General features: G+C 64.6%; 14 protein-coding genes and 1 pseudogene. 3 read left to right on the forward strand and 12 right to left on the reverse strand.

All coding sequences use genetic code 11. The features are described from left to right. Nucleotides 1-103 precede the first annotated feature (103 nt). Genes HB681_RS28715 through HB681_RS28735 form a run of 5 tightly spaced genes read right to left on the reverse strand, consistent with a single transcriptional unit; the run spans nt 104 to nt 4,735 of the window. The gene (locus HB681_RS28715) at nt 104-1,078 is read right to left on the reverse strand and encodes a tripartite tricarboxylate transporter substrate binding protein (RefSeq protein WP_213958305.1); all 975 of its coding nucleotides are present in this window, start codon (nt 1,076-1,078) and stop codon (nt 104-106) included. Nucleotides 1,079-1,080: 2 nt separating this feature from the next. Further along, nucleotides 1,081-1,341 carry a hypothetical protein gene (locus HB681_RS28720; RefSeq protein ID WP_213958284.1) on the reverse strand — a complete coding sequence of 87 codons (261 nt, stop codon included), beginning with the start codon at nt 1,339-1,341 and terminating at the stop codon, nt 1,081-1,083. Beyond that, the gene (locus tag HB681_RS28725; protein WP_213958285.1) at nt 1,338-3,083 is read right to left on the reverse strand and encodes an FAD-dependent monooxygenase; all 1,746 of its coding nucleotides are present in this window, start codon (nt 3,081-3,083) and stop codon (nt 1,338-1,340) included. The genes HB681_RS28720 and HB681_RS28725 overlap by 4 nt, the downstream gene beginning before the upstream one ends. Before the next feature lie 10 nt (nt 3,084-3,093). Next, nucleotides 3,094-4,218, reverse strand: coding sequence for an alpha/beta hydrolase (locus HB681_RS28730; protein WP_213958286.1), 1,125 nt, complete (start codon nt 4,216-4,218; stop codon nt 3,094-3,096). Beyond that, nucleotides 4,211-4,735, reverse strand: a complete 525-nt coding sequence (locus tag HB681_RS28735) for a VOC family protein (RefSeq protein ID WP_213958287.1) — start codon at nt 4,733-4,735, stop codon at nt 4,211-4,213. The genes HB681_RS28730 and HB681_RS28735 overlap by 8 nt, the downstream gene beginning before the upstream one ends. Before the next feature lie 78 nt (nt 4,736-4,813). Between HB681_RS28735 and HB681_RS28740 the strand changes: the two genes are divergently transcribed. Continuing rightward, nucleotides 4,814-5,608 carry a LuxR C-terminal-related transcriptional regulator gene (locus tag HB681_RS28740; RefSeq protein WP_213958288.1) on the forward strand — a complete coding sequence of 265 codons (795 nt, stop codon included), beginning with the start codon at nt 4,814-4,816 and terminating at the stop codon, nt 5,606-5,608. Here the strand turns inward: HB681_RS28740 and HB681_RS28745 are convergent. Together HB681_RS28745 and HB681_RS28750 are read right to left on the reverse strand one after the other, a co-directional pair. Further along, on the reverse strand, nt 5,595-9,056 hold the full coding sequence (locus tag HB681_RS28745; RefSeq protein WP_213958289.1) for a DEAD/DEAH box helicase family protein: 3,462 nt from the start codon (nt 9,054-9,056) through the stop codon (nt 5,595-5,597). The two genes, HB681_RS28740 and HB681_RS28745, sit on opposite strands and share 14 nt — an antisense overlap. A gap of 84 nt (nt 9,057-9,140) precedes the next feature. Continuing rightward, the gene (locus tag HB681_RS28750) at nt 9,141-9,395 is read right to left on the reverse strand and encodes a helix-turn-helix transcriptional regulator (protein ID WP_213958290.1); all 255 of its coding nucleotides are present in this window, start codon (nt 9,393-9,395) and stop codon (nt 9,141-9,143) included. A gap of 378 nt (nt 9,396-9,773) precedes the next feature. On the opposite strand from HB681_RS28750, the gene HB681_RS28755 reads away from it, so the two are divergent. After that, nucleotides 9,774-10,904, forward strand: coding sequence for a Fic family protein (locus HB681_RS28755; protein ID WP_213958291.1), 1,131 nt, complete (start codon nt 9,774-9,776; stop codon nt 10,902-10,904). A 25-nt stretch (nt 10,905-10,929) separates the two neighbouring features. On the opposite strand, the gene HB681_RS28760 is transcribed toward HB681_RS28755, so the two are convergent. The 5 genes from HB681_RS28760 to HB681_RS28780 are packed head-to-tail and all read right to left on the reverse strand — an operon-like array spanning nt 10,930 to nt 16,616. Beyond that, entirely contained in the window at nt 10,930-11,538 is a 609-nt protein-coding gene (locus HB681_RS28760; protein WP_213958292.1) for a hypothetical protein, read from the reverse strand. A 4-nt stretch (nt 11,539-11,542) separates the two neighbouring features. Beyond that, nucleotides 11,543-12,823: an ATP-binding protein gene (locus tag HB681_RS28765; protein ID WP_213958293.1), complete on the reverse strand. Its 1,281-nt coding sequence runs from the start codon at nt 12,821-12,823 to the stop codon at nt 11,543-11,545. 28 nt (nt 12,824-12,851) lie between these two features. After that, the gene (locus HB681_RS28770) at nt 12,852-14,003 is read right to left on the reverse strand and encodes a restriction endonuclease subunit S (protein ID WP_213958294.1); all 1,152 of its coding nucleotides are present in this window, start codon (nt 14,001-14,003) and stop codon (nt 12,852-12,854) included. 20 nt (nt 14,004-14,023) lie between these two features. After that, nucleotides 14,024-15,583, reverse strand: coding sequence for a class I SAM-dependent DNA methyltransferase (locus HB681_RS28775; protein WP_213958295.1), 1,560 nt, complete (start codon nt 15,581-15,583; stop codon nt 14,024-14,026). Further along, complete coding sequence (locus HB681_RS28780; protein WP_213958296.1) at nt 15,570-16,616, reverse strand: fumarylacetoacetate hydrolase family protein; 1,047 nt, start codon at nt 16,614-16,616, stop codon at nt 15,570-15,572. Before HB681_RS28780 ends, HB681_RS28775 begins: the two co-directional genes overlap by 14 nt. A gap of 98 nt (nt 16,617-16,714) precedes the next feature. On the opposite strand from HB681_RS28780, the pseudogene HB681_RS28785 reads away from it, so the two are divergent. Continuing rightward, nucleotides 16,715-16,983: pseudogene (locus tag HB681_RS28785) on the forward strand (hypothetical protein); the annotation flags it as partial.

Genomic DNA, 16,983 nt, shown 5'->3' on the forward strand with positions numbered 1-16,983 from the left:
ACGAAGTTGCGGCAGAGGCTGACAACTGCGCGAAGCGCTTGTCATGCCGGAGCCACCACCGCAGGCCCCAGATCGGTTGGCCGCAGTAGAAGGCTTCGCGCCTTCAGTCCAGCTTGATGCCCTGGGCCTTGATGATCGGGCCCCAGCGATTCGCTTCGGCGCGCGCGAGGGCGGCGAACTGGGCCGGCGTGCCCGGCAGCGGTTCCATGCCGAAGTCCTCGAAGCGCTTCTGCACGGCGGGGTTGCCGAAGGACTTGTTGAGTTCGGCGTTGAGCCGGGTCACGACCGGCGCGGGCAGGCCGGCCGGCCCGAGCACGCCCTGGAACGCGAACACCTCGGTGTTGGGCACGCCCACTTCGGCCAGTGTCGGCACGTTGGGCAACAGCTTGCTGCGCTGGGCCGAGCCGATCGCCAGCACGCGCACCTTGCCGCTCTGCATGATCGACAGGCCGGAGGCCAGGTCGAGGAACATGCAGGGCACCTGGCCGCCCATCACATCGGCCATGGCCGGCGCGGCGCCGCGGTACGGGATGTGCGTGATGAAGGTGCCGGTGCGGTGCTTGAACATCTCCATCGCGAGGTGGTGCGGCGAGCCGTTGCCGGGCGAGGCGTAGTTGAGCTGCCCTGGGTTGGCTTTGGCATTGGCCAGGAACTCCTTGAAGTCCTTCGCGGGGAAGGCTGGATTGACCACCAGCGCCAGCGGAAAGCGGCCGATCGCGCCGATGTAGCTGAAGTCCTTCTCCGGGTTGAAAGGCAGCTTGCTGAACAGGAACTCGTTGAAGGCCAGCACGGCGTTGTCGGCCGACATGATGGTGTAGCCGTCGGGCTTGCTCTTGGCGACGATGTCGGCGCCGATGTTGGTCGACGCGCCGGGGCGGTTGTCGATGACGATGGACTGGCCCAGCGGTACGCGCATGGCTTCGGAGAGCGTGCGCGCGATGACATCGGTGCCGCCCCCCGCCGGATAAGGCACCACCCACTTGATGACCTGGTCGGGATAGTTCTGCGCGTGCGCCCACGGTGCGAGCGTGGTGGCGCCAGCGGCTGCCAGGCCGGTGAGGAGGGTTCTGCGTTGGATGTTCAAGTCGTGGTCTCCGGGGATGAGGGAACGGGAGTCGAAAGGGAAAGGGATTCTGACAACGAAGGCATCGGCAGGTCGTGCAGCGCGTCGGCGAGCGCCTGGCTGCAGCGCGCCTCGTCGCCGACCTGCTCGAACAGCAGCAGCGCGAGCCGTGCGAGGAACAGCGATTCGCGCGGCGTGCCGGCTTCGGTGATGGCGCGTGCGCATTGGGCGTAGAGGCGGTCGCGCGCTTCGGCGGGCAATGTGGCAGTGGTCGTCATGTCGTTTCCAGGATGTCGGCACGCGCGTTGGCTGCGCGCGCCAGGGCCTGCGAGATGGCGCCGGGCGACGGATCGCGCCAGCGCGCGGCGACGTGGCCGTCGGGGCGCAGCAGGTAGACCGCGCCGGCCTCGCCGGCTCCGAGGGCGGCGAAGGCGGCTGCCGTGTCGTCGGTGCGGCGCAGCTTGTGACGCACCAGTGGCAGGTTGTGGGTCTCGATGTCGAGTGTTGCGTCGGCCGTGGCGCCGTCGGCTTGCAGCACGAGCAGCGTGAAGCCTGGCTTCGTCAGGAGGTCGGTCAGGTGTAGCGATGGGCCGAGCTGTTGCTCGGGCATCACCTCGCCGGTCCTGGGTCCTGTGGGCAAGTCTTCGCTGTCGCTCGACAGGGCCGAATCGTCGTAGCGCACGGCCTGCGTCTGGCGCGGGTTGATCAGGTTCGCGATCTCGCGATGCTTGCCGGACAGCGACAGCGCAGCCTCGCGCAGCAGGTCGAATCCGCGCGAGGGCGGCGACATGAACTCGGTGCTGCGCATCGCGCTCTCCGCGTTGATGTGGAAAGCCGCGATGCGCTCCTCCGAATAGCTGGCCAGCAGCGTCGGCGCCGACACGCCGCGCGCCACCAGCGCCAGCTTCCATGCGAGGTTGTCGGCATCGTCGAAGCCCGAGTTGAGCCCGCGCACACCGAAGATCGGCATCGCATGCGCCGCGTTGCCGGCGAACAGGATGTGGCCGTGGCGGTAGTTGTCGAGCGTCATCGCACCGGCGCGGTAGACGGAAGTCCAGACCGTGTGCCAGGGCAGGTCGCCCTCGCCGATGGCTTCGAGGTGCCGCTGCACGAAGTCCGTGACGGCCTCGGGTTTGAGCGCCTCCTCCGTGCTCTGGCCGGCGCGCAACTGGTAGTCGATACGCCAGATGTCGTCGGGCTGGCGGTGCATCAGCACGGTGGAGCCGGGGTTCCACGGCGGGTCGAACCAGGCGCGGCGCTCGGTGGGGTGCTTGCTCTTGAGTTCGATGTCGATGATGACGTAGCGGCCTTCGTAGCCGGTGCCGTGCAACTCCAGGCCGAGCGCCTTGCGCACGCTGCTCTGGCCGCCATCGCAGGCCGCCAGCCACTGGCCGTGCAGCGCATAGCCGCCATCGGCATTGCGCACTTCGACGGTGACGCCGGCATCGTCCTGCGCGAGCGCCACCAGTTCGGTGCCCCAGCGGATGTCGATGAGTCCCGGCGTCGCCGCGTTGCGGCGGACGATGGCGTCGAGCAAATATTGCTCGATGTAGTACTGCTCCAGGTTGATCATCGGCGGCAGCTTCTGCGTGTCGTCGTGCGGCATCTCGAAGCGGAACACCTCGTCCTGCTTGTAGAAGCTGCGTCCGCCCGTCCATGGCAGGCCCTTGGCCAGGAAAGCCGGCAGCGCGCCCAGGCGTTCGATGATCTCCAGGCTGCGGCGCGAGATGCAGGCGGCGCGGCTGCCGACGCAGACGGTGTCGTCGGCTTCGAGGATCACGCTGCGCACGCCGTGGTTGGCCAGCCCGAGCGCCAGCGCCATGCCGACCGGTCCGCCGCCGGCAATGATGACCGGATGGCGGCCGGGCTCCATGCCGTTTTCGAGCGGCGGCGTCCAGGGCGCGAAGCGGGTGTAGTGGAAATCGCCGACCGACGGCGGCAGGTCGAGGTAGGGCGCGGGCGGCACCGGCCCCGAGGCCGCGTCGCCGGCTTGTGCGGAAGGATGGTTTTCGGTGTTCATCGGGAAGACCTCAGACGTTCTTCAGCCACGCTTCCATCGCGTCGACCGATTGCTTGACCAGGTCAGGCTGGCCGGCGAGGTAGTGATTACCGCCCTTCACCGCCACTTCGGTCAATCGGTTGCCGCCCGCCTCGCGCCACAGCGCGGCGGTGCTGGGGAAGGTCGAACCGTCGGCGGTGTGCGTCATGAGCAGGACCGGCACCGACGTGCGTGCGAGGCAAGCCGGACCATCGGCCTGCGAGCCCGACGACCATTGCGACAGCCACGAACGCAGCGTGTTGAAGCGGCCCATCGCGTTGGCCGCGTAGTTGACGGTGCGCGCATCGCCCCAGATCGAGCCGACCGGGCGATCGTTGGCGTCGAGCGAGATGTCGAGGAAGCGCGGGTCGCTGTGCGTGCGGTAGACCAGGAATGTCTGGTCCGATGGCGCGCCGGGCGTGCCGCGCAGCATGCGCAGCCGGGCCCACACCCAGGCCTCGATGCGGTCGCGGCGGGCCAGTTGGGCTTGACGGAATTGCGCCACGAAGTCGGCCTTGAACGGCACCGGTTCCTTCGTCGCATACAGGTCGAAGGCCGGATCGGTGGCGAGTGGATCGGCCTCCTCGATGACCGAAGGATCGAGCCACTCGGCGAGCAGGCGCGAACGGCCCGGATGCGCGGCCGACAGCATCAGGCCGTCGACCGGCGGCATGTCGGCAGATGACAGGTGCGTGGGCAAGCCGTCGACGAAGTGGGTGGCGGTGAGCGATTCGGCCTGCGACTGGTAGAACGACGACAGCGCCGCGCCGCCCGAATTGCCGATCAGCACGACCTTCTTGTAACCCTGCGCACGCAGCCATTTCACGCCAGCGCCGAGGTCCTGCAGCACCGTCTCCATGAGCAGCATGGTGTCGTTGCCGGCGTAGCGCGAGTTGAGGCCCATGCATGCAATACCGCGAGCGGCCAGCGGCTCCAGCAGGTAGTGGCCCATGAAGTTGCTGGTCGGGTGCATCACGATCGCAGCGGTGCCGGTGCCCTGCCCCTTCGGCCGCATGAGGGAACCGAAGATGCGCGGGCGCAGTGCCTGCAGGCCCGACTGGCTTTCCATGACGACGCCCGGCTGGACGTCGATGACGACGAGTTCGAGATCAGGCACGGGCGGCCTTTCGTTCGGTCGTCCAGACGGCGAGCGCGGCATGGGCGTCGCGCTTGTAGCCGTCGAGTTCGCCTTGCGTGGCGAGTTCGGTCGTGAGTTCGAGGCGGAAGCCGTTCGGGTCGAAGAAGTAGATCGAGTGGATGTAGCCGTCGTGGTCGGTCACGCCGATGACCTCCACGCCGTTGGCTTGCAGGCGCGCCTTCATGTCCTCCAGCGCCTGGTCGGAGTCGACGCGCAGCGCGATGTGATTGACCCAGCCAGGGGTGTTCGGCGAAGGCTCGGCGGCGGTGTCGTCGCCGAGGTCGAAGAAGGCCATGTGCGAGCCGTCGGCCATGCGGAAGAAGATGTGGACATAGGGGCAGTGCTCGCCGGTCGAAGGAACCGTGTCCTTCTTGATCACGTGCGTGAGCGGCAGGCCGAGGACGTCTTCGTAGAAGTGCCGGGTTTCCTCGGCGTCGCGGCAGCGCCAGGCGAAGTGGTGCAGGCCGTGGATGGGGTGGAGCGGTGGGGGCGTCATGGTGGAGGGATTGTCCCGATGGCGTCCGGTGCTGGGTGTCGTAACTTTGTATGAAGTGTTTACCCTAGCCGTTCGACGATGAAGCGCCGCCGCATCCACCCTTCGACCCAGCCCGAATCCGTGTCGGCGACGGTGGCCGTCGGCATCGTCGCGGGCATCGGCACCCCGCACCTGGCGGACGGCTTCCTGGCGGCGATGCAGAAGGTGTTGCCGCTCACCTTCTGCACCGTGTTCGCGCTCGGGGCCAACGGCCGTGTGGTGACCGTGTCGACCGCCAGCAACTACGGCGATGCGGCCTTCCAGACGTCGGAGCGCTACATCGAGAACCGCTTCGACCTGCTCGACCCCAACATGGTCTGGCTTTCGGCGCGCAAGCTGCCGAAGCAGGCGCAACTCTGGTTGAGCCACCAGCATGCGGACGAGGTGGCCGACCCGGCGTATCGCGCGGCCTGCTACGGGGACGTGGGGATTCGAGAGCGCACTTCGGTGCTGCTGCTGTTGCCGGGCGGGCAGCGCGCGGCGGTGAGCTTCTATCGGAGCCTGGCGCTGCCGGAGTTCGTCGAGGCGGACTTCGATGCGATCGCGGCGCATGCGGCATTGCTCGCGGAGGCGACGGCGGCGCACAGCCGGGGGTTGGTGGGGGCGGCCACGCCGCGCGCCTTGGGCGCAGCGTCGTCGAGGTTGTTGTCGCTGAGCGTGCGCGAGCGCGCAGTCATCGACCACCTGCTCGCCGGGCGAACGGCGAAGGAAGCTGCGCGCGAGATGGATGTCGAACTGAGCACGGCGCGCACCCACCAATACCGCGCTTTTCGAAGGCTGGGCATCGCGAGCCTGAAGGACTTGCTGATGCGCGACGAGTTCAGGCGGTCTTGAGTTCGAGGCCGTCGAGCGCCGCGAACAGTTCGTCCACCTTGCCGGGCGCGAACACGCCGTCGGGGCCTTGCGAATGGATATCGGTGAAGGGCGACTGGTAGAGCCGCTGCGCCGGCATCGCGCCGTCTTCGGTCAGGCAGTGAACCACCTCGTCGATGAATTGGAGCTGGCTCGCGGTCGCAGTAGTGCCTGCGATCAGGTGCGCGAAAGCCTGGGCCACAGCCTCGCGGTCGAGGCCAACCAGAGAACGCACGAAAGCGGGCAGGCTCTTGTGCAGTTCGCGTGCACGTTCGATGTCGCCATCGGTGCCGCCGGCTTCGTGCAGCAAACTGTCGAGTTCGCCCAGGTCGGCCTTGGTCAACGGCTGGTTGCGGCGCAGCTTGTGCAGTGCCAGTCGATCTTCATGGGCCCGCAGGAACGCCTTGGCCTTGCTGCGAAAACGCTCGAAGTCGACGGCGCTCGACACGGTCGGCAAGTCGATCTCGGTCAGCTCGCCAAGTTCGTCGTCGAAATCGGTGTAGACCACCTTGCGGCGTGTCTTCTCCAGCAGCTTGACCAGCGCGCGCAGCTTGCGACGTGCCTGCTCCAGCATCGGCAGCGTCACGCCTTCCCACCATTCTTCGCCGGCCACCGCTTCGATCAAGGGCAACTGTTCGCGCACGGCTGGAATGCTCGTGAGTTCGAGCAGGCCGCCCGCGATCTGGCACACCTGCTTTTGCAGGCGCTCGAATTCTGGCTCCGCACGCAGGCTCGCCAGTTGCGTACGCAGCATCAACAGGTCGAAGCGCTTGGCGTCCTCGTCGTCATCACGCACGGTGGTCGGCAAACCCGACAGGTGCTGCGCCGCTTCTTCCAGTTGGTCGGTTGTCGGCCGCTCCCATGCCTTCACGTCGGTCCAGGCTTCCACCCAGCGGCGCTGCGGGCGCACGACGAAATTGTCGAGACGCATGCCCGCCACGATCTCGTGCAGCGCGGCAGCGGTGTCCTTGCGGATGCGCGATTCGGTCAGGTAGGGGGAATCGATCACCTCGTCGCCTGCGGCATGGGGTCGCTTGTCCAGTTCGCCGACCAGTTCGATGCGTGCCTTGAACAGTCTCTGCCCGAGCGGCTCGCTCATCGCGCCATCAGTGCTTTCCAGGTCCTGGCTGAAGTATTCGAGGTTCTGGCAGAAATCGAAGATCAGGAAGTCCTTCTTGTCCTGGTCCGGCGCGAACAGGTCCCTGCACAAGCGTGTGCCGCGCCCGACCATCTGCCAGAACTTGGCCTTGGACCGCACGATCTTGAAGAACACCAGGTTCAGCACTTCGGGCACATCGATGCCCGTGTCCAGCATGTCGACCGAGATGGCGATGTGCGGCGCCTTGTCCTTCTGCGAAAAGTCGTCGATGAGCGACTGCGCGTATTCGGTCTTGAAGGTGATGATTCGAGCGTAGCTGCCGTTGTACTGAGGGTAGTTGGCATCGAAGCGCCCGGCGATGAACTCCGCATGCCGCTGGTTCTTGGCGAAGACGATGGTCTTGCCGATGCGGTCGCCGCCCGCCACCTTGTGGCCGCGCGTCATCAGCAACTCCAGCACCTTGTCGACGGTGTCGATGTTGAACAGCCATTTGTTCACCGCCTCGGCGCTCACTTCTTCGGGCGCCTCGGTGCCGTCCTCGTCCCATTCGAGCGCGTCCCACTGGTCCTTCTCGTCCTCGCTCAGGTCGTCGTAGCGGATGCCCTGGCGCTGGAACTTGAGCGGCACCGAGATGGCCTTGGGCGGCACCAGGAAGCCTTCGGCGATCGCGTCGTCGAGGCCGTAGGCGTCCGTGGGCACGCCGCTTTCCAGCTCGAACAGGCTGTAGGTGTTGCGGTCGATCTCGTCCTTGGGCGTGGCGGTCAGGCCGACCAGCAGCGCATCGAAATACGAAAAGATCGCGCGGTACTTCTGGTAGATGGAGCGGTGCGCCTCGTCCACCACGATCAGGTCGAAGTAGCCGATGCCGAAGCGCTTGGTGTTGCCCGCCCCCTTGTCGATGAGGCCCATCATCGTCGGGTAGGTGCAGACGTAGACGCGGCCTTCGGTGTTCTTCTCGGTGACGAGGTTCACCGGCGACGACGCGGGCAGGTGCTTCTTGAATTCGCCCACCGCCTGGTTGACCAGCGCCACGCGGTCGGCCAGGAACAGCACGCGCTTGCACCAGTTGCGGCGCATCAGCAGGTCGACCAGCGCAATCACCGTGCGCGTCTTGCCGGCGCCGGTCGCCATCACGACCAGCGCCTTGCGGTGCAGGTCGCGCTCGAAGGTCTCGCCGATGCGGCGGATCGCGCGGTGCTGGTAGTGGCGCTCGACGGTGGCGTCGTCGATGGTGGTCTTGCCGAGCGGCTTTCGGCTGGCGCGGCGCTGCACCATTAGCTGAAGTTCGTCCTTCTTGTGGAAACCCTGCACCGCGCGCGGCGGGCTCATGGCGTCGTCCCACATCCAGTGCTCGTAGCCGTTGGTGCCGTACATGACCGGCCGCTGGCCGAACTGCGCTTCGAGGCAGTCCGCGTACAGCTTGGCCTGTTGCTCGCCTTCCTTGGCGCTGCGCCGCGTGCGCTTGGCTTCGACGATGGCCAGGGGCTTGCCATCGTTGCCCCACAGCACGTAGTCGATGAAGCCCTTGGCCTGCTGGTTGGGCATGCCGGTGACTTCGTATTCGCGGTCGCGCTCTCCCGTGAGCGCCCAGCCGGCTTCCTTCAGCAGCAGGTCGATGAACAGGTCGCGGGTGGCGGCCTCGTTGTAGTCGTGGGCGTCCTGCGCGTCGGGCAGCGCGGCGTTGGCGGACTTGGCGGCTGCGACTTCGGCGCGCAGTGCGGCGAGTTCAGCGTCGAGCGTGGCGCTGCGCTGCTCAGCTGTGCGTAGGGCGGCATCGCGTTCAGCCAGTGCTTCGGCCTGCTTCTGCAACGCCTCTTGCGCGGCGACCTGCGCGGCCTGGCTGGCGGCCTGTTGCCGCTGCAAGGCATCGTCGTTGACCGGCTTCGGCAGCAGCGCCGGGTTGAACTGCACGCTGGCCTGCGGCCGTGCCGCGACGTTGCGCGCGTATTGGCGGACAAGCCAGAACGCGACGTGGAACAACTCGCGCACGGCAGAGGTCGCATCCTGCGCCGCGACCGGCCGCGCGTTGTGCACCGCGTTGTTGCCCAGCTTGCGGATCACGTCCATCTTGGCGTGCAGCGGCGGGCCGACCAGTTGCTGGAAGCTCGGCTCGTAGAGGAAGGCCGACAGGTCGGGCTTGTACGGCATGCGCAAGCTGCCGCCGCGTCCGCCCTCGGCCTGGAACAGCCAGACGACGATGAGTTCGAGCGTGCGGCGGGCGTAGAAGCAGGCGGTGCGCGGGTCGGCAAGTGCGGCGCGCTCGGCGCGGAAGGCTTCGTTGAAAAGCTCGGGCCATTCGGCCTGGAGAAAGCTGAAGTTCGAAGTGCTCAACGGTTTGCTCCAAGTCCATATGAAAGGCTGCCTATCACATGGCGGCGGATGGCGTCCATGTGACAGGCACGCAGGTACATGGGTTCAGTCCTGCGCATCGGCAGTGTCGCTGGAGGCGTCTCCAGACCATCCGGAGACCGTCAGCGAAAGACCGAGGCCGTTCGCGAGTTGCAGCAAGCGCCCGAACGAACAGCGCGCAGGGTCGCTTTCCGCATCACGAATGAAGGAAGGGCTGACATTGCACACCGCTGCCGCTTGGCTACGAGACAAGCCTTGGCGCTTGCGCTCGGCCGTCAGGCGCGAGGCAAGGTGCGGGAGGACGTCGGAGTCGAGCAGCATTTTTGACCTTACAGGGTCAGTTTAGCCAGTCCGTTGAGCAAATGCTTGCTTTTTGACCCGTTGGGAGCAAATTTTCGTATGTGCCGCTAAAGCAGGTTGAGTCAAGGTCCTCGAAATCATCGCCATGTTTTATAAGTGTTTGTTTTCAAAGGATTTTTTCTTTTTTCTAAAGAGTTTTTAAAAAGCCCTTTACCCGATGTTGGACAGTCATGCGTTGCGAAACCCGAAAAAATGCGACACGTTAGCTGCTCATGTCGCGCGGAACGACATGTCCGGAAAACGCGTCGCCAAAATCGAGAAATCGCAACACGTTTCATTGACGTGTCGCTTGGCGCGACATATGCTCCAAACATGTCGCCAAAACAGCTTTTCGACAACATGACGTCTCCCGCCACGATTTGGCAAGCAGATCGCCCCTACGACGCCCTGCCCCTCCTCCCCCCGGCAACCGACCTCGAAAGCAAGCCGATCCTCAAGCAGTGCATCACGGCGCGGGCTGCGTTGGCGGAACTCAAGCAGGCCACCGAGTTGATTCCCAACCCGACTGTCCTCATCAACATCATTCCCTTGCTGGAAGCCAAGGACAGCTCCGAGATCGAGAACATCGTCACCACCACCGACAAGCTTTTCCGGCATGCCGACGGGCACGACAGCCAAGCCGATCCGGCCACCAAGGAGGCGCTGCGCTATCGCACCGCCTTGCACCAGGGATTCCAGTCCCTCAGCCGGCGCCCGCTCTGCACCTCGACGGCGGTGGAAATCTGCACGGCCATCAAGGGCGTGGAGATGGACATCCGGAAGACGCCGGGCACCCAGCTGATGAACGAACGCAGCGGCGAAAGCATCTACACCCCGCCCGAAGGCGAGGCCCTGCTGCGCAAGCTGCTCGCCAACTGGGAGCGCTTCCTGCACGAGACGACCGACCTCGACCCGCTTATCCGGATGGCCGTGGGGCACTACCAGTTCGAAGCCATCCACCCCTTCACCGATGGCAACGGCCGCACGGGCCGCGTCATCAACATCCTCGTGCTCATCCAGGAACAGCTGCTGGCGCTCCCCGTGCTGTACCTCAGCCGCTACATCATTGCGAACAAGGCCGACTACTACCGCCTGCTGCAGGACGTCACGCGCCTGCAATCACCCGAAGGATGGGAGGCATGGGTGCTCTACATGCTGCGCGCGGTGGAAGACACCGCCCGCTGGACCACTCAAAAGATCGCCGCCATCCGCACCCTGGCCGAGCACACCACCGAGTACGTGCGCGAGAAGCTGCCCAAGATCTACAGCCGCGAACTGATCGAGACGATCTTCGAGCAGCCGTATTGCCGCATTGGCAACCTGGTGGACAAGGAGCTCGCCGGCCGACAGGCCGCATCACTCCACCTCAAGAGCCTGGCCACGCTGGGCGTGCTGAGCGAAACGCAAGCGGGGCGGGAAAAGCTGTTCGTGCATCCCAAGCTGATGCAATTGCTGATGCGGGACGGGAATGGGTTTGCGAAGTACGGTTGAAGTGCCGACCTCGACGGCGCCGATCTCAGGCGGGAACAAACCATTCGTTCAGTTGAGCCCGCAGCCGCATGAACGCCAGATCGGTGCAGTTCTGGAGGCTGATCCTCCGCGTCACGCTCTCGTAAAGCGCCGAGGACCGCGGCTGCTTGTGGATCGGCCGCATGGCGTCCAGCGCTTCTTTCGGTCGATGCGGTTTGTCGTTCGCGTCGAACGCGAATCCCCGCCCGCGCAGCCAATCCCGGACGGGCTCGTTTATCGGCCAGTTCAAAACCTCACGCATGGCGTTGTCGCTGCCCCAGACCCAGGCGTCCACCTCCGGGTCGATGACGATCGCCTTCCCTCGCGATCCCCACACGGATTGCAGCCGCGCATCCAGAGCCGCTTCGATTTCCAATGCCGGAACGTCCGGCTGACCGCAGCCTTCATGGTCCATCACGAGCAGGGCGTGACTGAACCTGCTCGTCTCGCCCGCCAACACATCCGGACCCGAAGTCCTGACGCCGCCGTCGCGCCCGGGATGGGTCCTGAAGTCGAAACTGATCTGGCGAATGCCCAATGCGGCATGCCGCTGCAACGCCCCACGCAAGGCGAACTGCGCGTTCTTGTCCGCAACCAACACCACGAGGTCTTGCATGCGACTAACTCAGGATGCCTGCGGCAAACAGAACCCCGAGATCGGGCCGGCCTTCCCGCCATTGCCGCAGCGCCGGATGCTTGTCTCCGGACACGATGTCGGTCGCGCCCGAATGATCCTTGGCAAAGCACAGGACCTGCGCCGGGTCCAGCAGGTTCAACGCCACCGGACTGTGCGTCGCAATCAGGACCTGCCCGTCGTAGATGGACGACAGCGACTGGATCACCGTCTCGATGGCGCGCGGATGGATTCCGTTCTCCGGCTCCTCGATCAGCAACACGCCATTCAAGTCGGGGAGATAGGCCGGAATCGTCAACGCCAACAGTCGAAGAGTCCCATCCGACACCAGCCACGACGGGACGATCGCCCCCGTTGAGTACTTGATCACCAGATAGCGATGGCGATCGTCCTCGCGCTCGACCGTGTCAATGTCCGCAACATCTTCGAGCGCCGTTCTCACGTGATCGAGCCATCCGGCAAAGCGCTTCGCGTCCTTGCGAAGTTCCGCAATCACCCACGGCAGGTTGGAGCCATCGGTCTGGAATCGCGACCCCAGCCCTGGCGGACTCGCCTGCCGTATCGTCTGGCTGTTGAGAACGACGTTTTGCACCCCGGTCTCCAACAGGTCCCGAAACCATGAACTGACCGGGAAGCTGGCTTCATCGGCCGGCACATTGGCAAGCGCAAGCTTGGCGCGGCCCAGCTTGAACGACGGTGCGTAGGTCGACTTGGCGCCCTCGGGGTAGTAGTTGTCGTTGCCCCCAGCCACCTTTTTCACAACGGTCTTGGCGGACTTCTGTTGCGGCTTGAGGAATATCGCAGGCGCATCGTGCGGCGCTTCGGGAAACAGGTTGCGCTGAGACACCACATCAACATAAGGCTCGCGAAGCCAGAGTGTTTCGTGATCCACGGTCAGTTCATTGCTCTGGGTGTCGAATCCGATTTCAAGCTCGTACCGGACGAGCGTGAACCGCTGGTACTCCGCATCCATGCGTGCATGCACGGCTGAAGGGATCGGGGCTTCGACCGCAAGCTGAAACGCTGAGCGTGTGGAGCGTCCATCCGCGCCACCTTGCCACACCAGCTTGTCGAAAGAAGGACTGCGGGAAAGCACTGTCCCACGGACATCGCCACGCCTTCGAACCAGATCACTCAGCAAACCAATGACATCCAGAAAGGTCGTCTTGCCGCTGGCATTCGGGCCGACCAACGCCTGGATCGGGCCAAGCGCTTGATCCACTGCCTTCAGGCTGCGGTAGTGGCGGGTTTGAATGCGCGAGAACATCAGGGCAGTGTCTCAGGTTGAGCTGAATCTATAGCTCGCCACGGAAGGCGCGGTGCTGGAGGGAGGCGAAGAGTTCATCGAGGCGGGACAGGGCGGCCTGATGGTCAGCCCTCAACCGCTCGATTGATTGGTTGAACCTCCCGAACTTTCGCTGCAGTTCAATTGGCGGAAGTGGAATCCGCATCTCCTCAAGCATTGTCTGATTGACCTTGAACGTGCCGTTGGTTGTGCGCGCAGCACTCTCGACCTGACGGCGAAGAAAGATCGAATGCCAGACGAACTGCAGATATCCGCGTTCGACTCTCGACGGGTCAACGCGCGCGGCAATCATCGTGTCGGGAAAGGTTGTATTCGCCATAGACGCTGGCGGGAACTTGCCCCTGCCAACCAAATTGAGGTTCCCATTTCCGCGGCAAATGAGGAAGTCCCGCGCATCAACAGCCTTTTGGCCGGGCGGGGTGGTCTCAAACGTGCTCTCTTTCCAAGCTGTTGCATCAAAAGCGGCGCCCGTGACTGCGGAAAGGGTGAGGACCTTTGCGACTACTTTCCCAGACTTTGATGGCGAAAGGCCGTTATGCAAGGGCATCGCCAAGGTCTTCTGAAAGCACTCCACCGGCCATCGCATGGCTTTTAACTCCAGATCCCCAAACATCTCCAGAAAGATCGCCAGCCCGAGGCTGTCGAGTTGGGCGATGGCCGCGCGGCGTTGGGTTCGGAGGGTTTCGGCTTGGTCGAGGATGGCGGCGATGCGGCGTTGTTCTGCGAGCGGCGGGAGCGGGATTTCAATCTTCGCCACATGCGCCGGCCGCGCTCTCAGCAGCGAACCGCCCACTCCAGAAACGGTCTGCATGAACTGCGAGTGAAACGGGTCGCCAATAACCACATGGCAGAGATAAGCCGGCTCAACACGAGGATCTCTAAAAACGATCCATTCGCCCGACGCTATCAAACGTCTGCCACGCGATGCACCTACGACCCATGAACGGCGAATGTGCGGAACGATTTTCGAAAGCAGCACGTCACCCGTACACACAACCTGCTTGGTTGATCCAATTTCACGTCCGTCAATGATCTTCGGCTGTCGCGAATCAAAGGCGGGAATGCTGTAAAGGTCAAAGGTTTCATCAGCGAACTTTGATGGGTCGACGCTACCTGCCCTCGACACCATCAATTCACCCACTGGGACTTTAGGGACAACTCTCACGCCAACAAGTCCTCAAGCGCCTTCGTGCCCTGCGCAATCTCCTCTTCCAACCGCCTCAACTCCGCGATGATCTCCGCCGGCTTCCGATGCGCCACCTCCGCATGCACCACCTCCCAATACCGGTTCAAGCTCAGGTCATACCCATTGCCCTCGATATCCGCCTTGGGCACACAAAAACTCTGATGCGTGCGCATGCGATGGCGCTCCGTCCCATCCCGCTCCCCCCATCGCACCAGCACATCCGGCAGGTTGTTCTTCGCATGCTCGGCATCGCTCAGGTCGATCCCTTGCGCCACAGGCTTCAGCCCCAGCTTGTCCTCGGCCAATAGCGGCTGCCGCTTGTCATCCAGGCTCCAGCCGTCCGCCTGCATGTCGTAGAACCACACGTGGTCCGTGCCGCCGCTCATCGTCTTGGTGAACAGCAGGATGGCGGTGCTCACGCCCGCGTAGGGCTTGAACACGCCGCCGGGCAGGCTGATGACGGCGTCTAGCTTCTGCTCCTCGACCAGCTTGCGGCGAAGTTCCTTGTGCGCCTTGCTGCTGCCGAACAGCACGCCGTCGGGCACGATCACCGCCGCGCGCCCACCGGTCTTGAGCAGGCGCAGGAAGAGCGCCAGGAACAGCAGTTCGGTCTTCCTCGTCTTGACGATCTGCTGCAGGTCCTTGGCGGTGTTCTCGTAGTCGAGGCTGCCGGCAAAGGGCGGGTTGGCCAGGATCAGGCTGTAGGCGCCTGCATCGTCCGAATGGTCCTGCGCCAGCGAGTCGCGGTAGGCGATGGCCGGGTGCTCCACGCCGTGCAGCAGCATGTTCATGCTGCCGATGCGCAGCATGGTGTTGTCGAAGTCGTAGCCGTGGAACATCTCCTGGTGAAAGTGCGCTTTCAGCTTCTCGTCGCGCAGCATCTCGGGGTGGTGGTCGCGCAGGTATTCGCCGGCGGCGACGAGGTAGCCGCAGGTGCCGCTGGCCGGGTCGCAGATGGTGTCCTGCGGCGTGGGCGCGGTCAGGGCCACCATCAACTGGATGATGTGGCGCGGCGTGCGGAACTGTCCGTTCTGCCCGGCCGAGGCGATCTTGCCGAGCATGTATTCGTACAGGTCGCCCTTGGTGTCGCGGTCGTCCATGGCGATGCCGTCGAGCAGGTCGACCACCCGGGCCAGCAGCGCGGGCGTGGGGATGGTGAAGCGCGCGTCGCGCATGTGGTGCGCAAAGGCGGAGGTGGCCGCCTCGCCTTCGGATGCATGCAGGCCGCGCAGGAACGGAAAGACGTGTTCGCTGAGCACGGTGAACATGTCGGCCGGCGCGAAGTTCTTGAAGTGCGACCAGCGCAGGTCCTCAAAGCTGCGGCCCTTGGCGTCCTTGCCTTCGGGGTAGATGCGCACGGGCTGCGTCTTGAAGCGGGCGGCCTTCTTTTCTTCGAGCGTCTGGTCGCTGTCGAGCGCGCGCAGGAACAGCAGGTAGGTGATCTGCTCGATGACTTCCAGCGGGTTGGCGATGCCGCCGGACCAGAAGGCGTTCCAGACCTGGTCGACCTTGTTCTTCAGTTCACCGGTGAGCATCGATTTCCTTCTTATTAATTTCCATTAATTGCGGCGCCACGATCTCCTGCTCGATCGCCCCGAACACCGACAACCCGTCCCTCCCCTTCATCTCGATCCGGATCGTGTCCCCGAACTTCATGAACTCTGTCGTCGGCTCGCCGTCCAGGATCGTCTCGATGCAGCGCTTCTCCGCGATGCACGAATAGCCCTTCGGCCAATCCATCTTCCCGTTCTTCTCCACGCCCTTGTTGCTCACCGTGCCGCTGCCGACGAGGCTGCCGGCGCGCACGTTGCGCGTCTTCGCGATGTGCGCGATGAGCTGGCCGAAGTGGAAGGTCATCTCTTCCCCTGCATCGCACAGCCCGACCTTGCGACCGTTCCAGGTGCTTTGCAGCGTCAGGTGCAGGCGCCCGCCGATCCAGGCCTCGCCAAGTTCATCCGGCGTCACGGCCACGGGGCTGAACGCCGTCGCCGGCTTGCTCTGGAAGAAGCCGAAGCCCTTGGCCAGTTCGGCCGGGATCAGGTTGCGCAGACTCACGTCGTTGGCCAGCATCAACAGCCGGATGCCGTCCAGCGATTGCTCGGCGCTCGCGCCCATCCTGACGTCGCCGGTGACAACCGCAATCTCGGCCTCGAAGTCGATGCCGAAAGCCTCGCTCGCGACCACGACCGGGTCGCACGGCCCGATGAAGTCGTCGCTGCCGCCCTGGTACATGAGCGGGTCGGTGTAGAAGCTCTCGGGCACTTCGGCGTTGCGCGCCTTGCGCACCAGTTCGACGTGGTTGATGTAGGCCGAACCGTCGGCCCACTGGTAGGCGCGCGGGAGCGGGGCCATGCATCGGGCCGGGTCGAACGGGAAAGCGTGGCGCGCGCGGCCGGCGTTCAGGCGTTCGCTCATGTCCTGCAACTGCGGGCTCAGGAAGCCCCAGTCGTCCAGCACCTCCTGCAGGCGGTTGGCGATGCCGGTGGCGTAGTGCGCGATGCCCAGGTCGCGCGAAACGACGACCAGTTGGCCGTCGCGCGAACCGTCTTTGTAGGTGGCAAGTTTCATGGCGTGTGCGAGACGATGCGGAACGGATCCCGCTCGGCATCGCTCTACTAAACTGATTGAACGGGCGGCAGTGTACCGATGTACCCCCACGGCGCTGGGTGCCCCGCCCGCCTTTCCACCCCGCCATGACGCCCTTGCCGCCGCCGCGCAACGCCGATGCCGCTTCCTCGCCGGCGGATGGGTCGCACCACGCGCGGCGAATGCTCGCGTTGTTGACGCTCGGGGTGCTGGCGGCGCATCTGGTGGTGCTGGGGCTGCTTCCGACCGGCGTCGGGCCGGAGCAGTTGCCGCTCGAGAACAAGTTCATCACGCGCACCATCGTCATCACGCCCCCGCCAGCCAAGGCCGAAGCGCCCGCCCCCGCCGC

This window comes from Variovorax sp. dw_954 (assembly GCF_018449755.1).
Taxonomy (GTDB): Bacteria; Pseudomonadota; Gammaproteobacteria; order Burkholderiales; family Burkholderiaceae_C; genus Variovorax.

Coding starts and splice junctions, on each gene's coding strand:
- HB681_RS28775 (WP_213958295.1), bottom strand. CDS start 15,583: ATGCTCACCGGTGAACTGAAGAACAAGGTCGACCAGGTCTGGAACGCC.
- HB681_RS28725 (WP_213958285.1), bottom strand. CDS start 3,083: ATGAACACCGAAAACCATCCTTCCGCACAAGCCGGCGACGCGGCCTCG.
- HB681_RS28750 (WP_213958290.1), bottom strand. CDS start 9,395: ATGCTGCTCGACTCCGACGTCCTCCCGCACCTTGCCTCGCGCCTGACG.
- HB681_RS28755 (WP_213958291.1), top strand. CDS start 9,774: ATGACGTCTCCCGCCACGATTTGGCAAGCAGATCGCCCCTACGACGCC.
- HB681_RS28780 (WP_213958296.1), bottom strand. CDS start 16,616: ATGAAACTTGCCACCTACAAAGACGGTTCGCGCGACGGCCAACTGGTC.
- HB681_RS28735 (WP_213958287.1), bottom strand. CDS start 4,735: ATGACGCCCCCACCGCTCCACCCCATCCACGGCCTGCACCACTTCGCC.
- HB681_RS28740 (WP_213958288.1), top strand. CDS start 4,814: ATGAAGCGCCGCCGCATCCACCCTTCGACCCAGCCCGAATCCGTGTCG.
- HB681_RS28760 (WP_213958292.1), bottom strand. CDS start 11,538: ATGCAAGACCTCGTGGTGTTGGTTGCGGACAAGAACGCGCAGTTCGCC.
- HB681_RS28765 (WP_213958293.1), bottom strand. CDS start 12,823: ATGTTCTCGCGCATTCAAACCCGCCACTACCGCAGCCTGAAGGCAGTG.
- HB681_RS28720 (WP_213958284.1), bottom strand. CDS start 1,341: ATGACGACCACTGCCACATTGCCCGCCGAAGCGCGCGACCGCCTCTAC.